This is a genomic window from Mucilaginibacter sp. UYNi724 (genome assembly GCF_054057495.1).
Genome location: NZ_JBSRZI010000032.1, coordinates 1 through 6,085, shown reverse-complemented (window position 1 = coordinate 6,085; position 6,085 = coordinate 1). Strand labels below are relative to the sequence as shown.

General features: G+C 44.7%; 5 protein-coding genes. 2 read left to right on the top strand and 3 right to left on the bottom strand.

Annotation, left to right across the window (positions count from 1 at the left end; genetic code table 11):
* Positions 1-189, top strand: a 189-nt coding sequence (locus ACVW0P_RS22155) for a hypothetical protein (protein WP_457134005.1), incomplete at its 5' end; no start/stop codon positions are given.
* A 99-nt stretch (positions 190-288) separates the two neighbouring features.
* Positions 289-546 (top strand): DUF2061 domain-containing protein, encoded by a 258-nt coding sequence (locus tag ACVW0P_RS22150; protein WP_457134004.1) that lies wholly within the window; start codon positions 289-291, stop codon positions 544-546.
* A gap of 13 nt (positions 547-559) precedes the next feature.
* Here ACVW0P_RS22150 and ACVW0P_RS22145 read toward each other — a convergent pair whose 3' ends face one another.
* Genes ACVW0P_RS22145 through ACVW0P_RS22135 form a run of 3 tightly spaced genes read right to left on the bottom strand, consistent with a single transcriptional unit; the run spans position 560 to position 6,005 of the window.
* The gene (locus ACVW0P_RS22145; RefSeq protein WP_457134003.1) at positions 560-2,572 is read right to left on the bottom strand and encodes a copper-translocating P-type ATPase; all 2,013 of its coding nucleotides are present in this window, start codon (positions 2,570-2,572) and stop codon (positions 560-562) included.
* Positions 2,573-2,592: 20 nt separating this feature from the next.
* Positions 2,593-3,618, bottom strand: coding sequence for a class I fructose-bisphosphate aldolase (locus ACVW0P_RS22140; protein ID WP_457134002.1), 1,026 nt, complete (start codon positions 3,616-3,618; stop codon positions 2,593-2,595).
* Entirely contained in the window at positions 3,615-6,005 is a 2,391-nt protein-coding gene (locus tag ACVW0P_RS22135; RefSeq protein WP_457134001.1) for a phosphoketolase family protein, read from the bottom strand. The genes ACVW0P_RS22140 and ACVW0P_RS22135 overlap by 4 nt, the downstream gene beginning before the upstream one ends.
* Positions 6,006-6,085: the final 80 nt, after the last annotated feature.

The following is a 6,085-nucleotide window of genomic DNA, read 5'->3' as shown; positions in this document are numbered from 1 at the left end:
CATGACCATCCAGATGATCCACCAAACGAAGTTCATACCACCAAAGTTGTTATAAAACATAATTTTAAATGTGAGTCAATAAATACAATGCAAAGGTGGGGGCTAGAGATTGTAGAGGGTTACGCAATTCTTAGAATAAGTTACATTATTCACACCTTTGATGTTAGAGCTGATAATTGGTGTGAATGATGTAACTTTTAAGGCAAGTTATGTAACTGGTATGAATTGAAAATCTGAAACTTTGCACATGCATTTAAATGCTGCACTGCGAACACCAATACATATTCCATGATCGAAAATCTTATTCCTCCAATATACCGTTCCGAAAAAACGCTTAAAAGGTCTATTGCAAAAACAATCAGTTACAGGGTGATCGTTGTTGTGCTGGATTTTATCGCAGTTTACCTATTTACCGGAAAATTAAAGACAGCCCTGGGGTTTACCATAGTGAGCAATATCTACACTACCATTATTTATTTCTTCCATGAGCGTATATGGGATAAAATTAAATGGGGCAAAAAAGTCTATGTTAAACCTGAGCAATAATGGGGTTCCAAGACTAAATGGTTTTTACTTTTAACAAACTGGCGTTGATGGCGACTACTACAGTACTTACGGTCATTAACATAGCGCCAATTGCAGGGCTCAATAAAATGCCTTGATTGTAAAGTACTCCCGCGGCCAATGGGAGCGCGATCACGTTATAACCTGTGGCCCAAACCAAATTTTGGATCATTTTGCGATAAGTAGCCTTGCCGAATAGAATAAGATTGACAACATCATCAGGATTGCTGTTCACCAAAACGATCCCGGCAGTGTTTGCCGCGATATCACTTCCCGAACCAACCGCGATACCAATGTCTGCCTGAGCAAGTGCCGGGGCATCGTTTATCCCGTCACCGGTCATGGCGACAAATTCACCTGTTGACTGTAATTCTTTGATCTTCGCCAATTTTTGATCCGGCAAAACACCGGCTAAAAAACTATCCATTCCTAAAGTTTTACTCACACTCTCCGCTACTTTAGTGTTATCGCCTGTAAGCAAGATGGATCTGATGTTGTTTTCCTTCAACTTTTTAATGGCACCTGCCGATTCCGGCCTGATCTCATCGGACAGGGCGATGTAGCCCGCTAACGCTTTATCTACAATCACAAAAACGACTGTCTCCGTATCATTGGATTTAAACCCCTCGGGTACATCAATATGTTTTTCTTTCAGATAGCCGGGACTAACAACCATTACCTTTTTGCCTTCAACCATCGCTTCAACACCTTGCCCGGTAATAGCTTTAAAGTTTTCGGCTGATGGGGCAGTTATTTTAAGGTCAACTGCTTTTTGCAAAATCCCTGTCGCAATAGGGTGCTCTGATTTTTGCTCCAGCGCCGCCGAAAGCCGGATGATATCATTTTCTTTAAGCTCTTTATTTAAGGACACTACCTTCGACACTTCAAATTTTCCTATAGTCAGTGTGCCGGTTTTATCAAATACCACTGTGGTGATTTTTCTTGAATTTTCAAATGCTGTCCGGTCTTTGATCAACAGGCCATTTTTGGCAGATAAGGCGGTTGATTTGGCAACCAATAATGGCACAGCCAGCCCTAACGCATGTGGACAGCATATCACAATAACCGTCACCATCCTTTCCATCGCAAATGCCAATGGATGTCCCGTCAGATACCAAAACAAGAACGTGGTAATACCAGTCCCTAAAGCGATAAAGGTCAACCATTTGGCGGCAGTATCTGCCATTAATTGCGTTTTAGATTTTGAATTTTGGGCATCATCGACCAATTTGACCACCTGTGACAAATAAGAATCCTTTGCCGCGTGTGATACCGTAACTTTGAAGGAACCGTTGCCGTTAATTGATCCGGCAATAACTTTATCGCCTTTGAGTTTTTTAACCGGCTTTGACTCCCCGGTGAGCATTGATTCATTGATATAACTTTCACCTTCGGCGATGATGCCGTCAGCAGCCACTTTTTCTCCGGGCTTAATAACAATAACATCTCCTTCTTTCAGCGTATCTGTTGTCACATCGTGTACCTTTCCGTCTTTTTCCAGGTGCGCATCGGCAGGCATTAGCTGTATTAACAATTCCAGGTCTTTTGATGCACCCATTATAGAGCGCATTTCAATCCAATGCCCCAAAAGCATGATCAGGATAAGCGTATCCAACTCCCAGAAAAAATCCATCCCTTTTAGCCCAAAGACAATGGCTACGCTATAGGCGTAAGCAACGGTGATGGCAAAGCCCACCAAAAACATCATGCCCGGATTTTTACTTTTTATTTCTTCTATAAGGCCTTTGAAAAAAGGCCAGCCTCCATAAACAAAAACAATTGTAGCGAGTACAAATAAAATATAAGAAGACCCATTGAACGACCAGTTTACCCCGATGAAGTGCTGGATCATTTTGGATAAAAGCATGATGGGCAGGGTGAGAACCAGCACTACGTAAAAGCGTTTCTTAAAATCTGCTATCATCATCGCATGGTGATCACGGCCGTTCATCTGCATGTGGGGATCCGCCTTACCGGGTTGTTTATCTGCTGAATGTTGATGTTCCATATTTTATAAAGGAGTGATTGTTAAACTATGTTTTCCATTGCATTGTTATAATTACCCACACAAGCCGCCCGGTTACAGTTGGCACGATGGTATAATGCCATTTGCGCCTCATGTATGTTTACGTCATTACCATTCCAAATCGCCAAAGCCGGTTGTTGTAGCGCCCGGCCGAATGAAAAGGTAAGCACCCATGGAAGGCTTAATTTAAATTTGTCGTTCATTGCATCCAGGCGTGCAGAAGCCAACTCGGCAGATTGCCCGCCTGATAAAAATGCAATTCCGGGAACGGCAGCCGGGACTATCCGTAATAAACACTTTACGGTAGCTGCGGCTATCAGATCAAAGGACTCCTGAGCCGGGCAGTCTAATCCTGGTAATATCATGTTGGGTTTTAGTATCATACCTTCCAGCAAAATATTTTGTTTGTAAAGCTGATCAAAAACGTTGCGAAGTACTTCCTGCGTTACAGAAAGGCACCGTTCTATGGTGTGCCTGCCCGTCATCAATACTTCCGGCTCCACAATCGGGACCAACCCTGCTTCCTGGCACAAAGCGGCGTAGCGGGCTAACGCACCGGCGTTTGCATCTATACATCCCCGGCTTGGGATACCATATCCAATAGTTATCACAGCCCGCCATTTCGCAAAACGCGCGCCCATCTCATAATATTCAGTAAGGCGGAGCCGTAACCCGTCGAGTCCCTCTGTTATCCGCTCATCAGGAAAACCGGCCATTTTTTTCGCGCCGATGTCCACTTTAATTCCGGGGATAATTCCAGCGGCCTCCAAAACTTTAATAAATGGAGTTCCGTCGGCTTTTTCCTGCCGGATGGTTTCATCATACAATATAGCTCCGCTGATACTTTCACTAAGACCGGGTGTAGTAACGAGCAGCTCCCGGTATTTTCGCCGCATTTCAACTGTTTGCGGTATACCGAGTGCTGCAAAACGTTTATTGCAGGTTCCAACGCTTTCATCCATAGCCAGCAGGCCCTTGTTGTTTGCAACAAGGGCTCGGGCAGTATTTATCAATTGTTCAGTAATCATTGGCTATTATTACTATTCCATTTCCAATTGAGGATCTCTGGCATGTCCATGCCGTGCGCATCGATAAAGTGCTTATGTTGTATCAACTTATCCTTCATCATTTGTTTCAGGTAATCGCCTTTGGCACCGAGGTTGGGTACGCGGTCAACAACGTCTTGTACCAGGTGAAACCTGTCCAGGTCATTCTGTACCCGCATATCAAAAGGTGTGGTTATCGTACCCTCTTCCTTATATCCCCGTACATGCAAATTACGGTTGGTACGGCGGTAAGTTAAACGGTGTACCAGCCATGGATAACCATGAAAGCCAAAAACAATTTGCTTATCCTTAGTGAATAACGAATCATAATCCTGATCGCTTAAACCATGCGGGTGTTCACTTGCCGATTGCATTTTCATCAGATCGACAACATTAACCACCCGTATTTTTAAATCGGGCAAATGCTCGCGCAGGATGGAAACAGCGGCCAATATTTCCAGTGTAGGCGTGTCACCGCAACAGCCCATCACCACATCCGGTTCCGATTCCTGGTCATTACTAGCCCATTGCCATATGCCAATACCTTCGGTGCAGTGGATCACGGCCTCATCGATTGTTAACCATTGCGGCAATGCATGTTTCCCGGCAACAACCACATTTACATAGTTCCTGCTGCGTAGACAATGATCAAAGACTGACAACAAACAATTGGCATCGGCCGGCAAATAAACACGGACGATATCCGCCTTTTTATTGATCACATGATCCAGAAAACCTGGGTCCTGGTGGGTAAATCCATTATGATCCTGTTGCCAGACATGCGAGGCAAGCAGATAATTCAAGGAGGCAATACTACGGCGCCACGGCAATTCTTTAGTTACCTTCAGCCATTTGGCATGCTGGCTGAACATGGAATCGACGATACGGATAAATGCTTCATAACTATTGAAAATACCGTGCCTGCCGGTTAGTAGATATCCTTCTAACCAGCCTTCGCATTGGTGTTCGCTAAGCTGAGAATCTACTATTCGCCCTTCCGGTGCTAAAAACTCATCATATTCGGCTTCCCTGGCATCCCACTGCCTGTTGCTGACTTCAAAGACCGCGCTTAATAAGTTTGATAATGTTTCATCCGGGCCAAAAACACGGAAGTTATCCTGGTTAAGTTCTATGACATCCCGCAGAAATTTTCCTAATACCGTGGTGTCTCCAAGTTGTACAGCGCCCGGCGAAACTACATTCACAGCGTGCAAACGAAAATCGGGCATAAGGAGATCTTTTAACAAAAGACCGCCATTGGCGTGAGGGTTCGCACCCATTCTACGGTCCCCTTTCGGAGCGAGTTCTGCCAGTTCAGCCATCAACGCACCGTTTTCATCAAACAACTCCTCGGGTTTGTAGCTTTTCATCCAACTTTCCAACTGTGCTACATGATCCGGATGTGTTGCATCTACCAATAGCGGCACTTGGTGAGAGCGAAACGTTCCTTCCACATGTAAACCATCAACCATTTTTGGGCCGGTCCAACCTTTAGGTGATCTCAGGACGATCATTGGCCAGCGTGGCCGGGTGGTATCATTGTTTTCTCTGGCGTTATGTTGGTAGGCTTTAATATCATCGACTGCCTTATCCAATATCCCAGCCATTAGCTGGTGCATGGTTTCAGGATCGTCGCCTTCTACAAAGTAAGGCGTCCAGCCACAACCTTGCAGGAACTTTTCTAATTCCTCGTGTTCAATTCTGGCAAGCAGGGTTGGATTACTAATTTTATAGCCATTTAAATGAAGAATAGGCAATACCGCGCCGTCGGTAATCGGGTTAAGGAATTTATTTGATTGCCACGCTGTGGCAAGCGGACCTGTCTCAGCCTCTCCGTCGCCAATCACACAGGCTACTATCAAATCGGGATTATCAAAAGCTGCACCAAAAGCGTGGCTAAGTGAATAACCTAACTCGCCGCCTTCATGGATAGATCCCGGTGTAGTGGGCGCAACATGGCTGGAAATACCACCCGGAAAGGAAAACTGGGTAAAGAATTTCTTCAATCCGGCTTCATCTTTGGTAATAGCCGGATAAACCTCGCTCCAGGTTCCTTCCAGGAAAACATTGCCCACAATGGCAGGTCCGCCATGGCCCGGGCCAGCCACATAAAACATATTCAGGTCGTATTTATTGATGACCCGGTTCAGGTGCACATAAATAAAGTTTTGGCCAGGTGTAGTCCCCCAATGGCCGACGACCAGTGGTTTAACATGGGAAAGTTTTAACGGCTCTTTCAACAGTGGGTTATCGTACAAATAGATCTGTCCGACAGAAAGATAATTGGCAGCTCGCCAATAGGCATTCATCTTTTGCAATAATACCGGCGATAAGGTATCAACCTCGGGGTTGCTCAATAGGGTTTCCATTTTATTTATTGTTTAATGTTGTAATTCAAAATAGTACATACTGATCTCGCGATCATTAATTCTTCATTGGTTTTGATCAC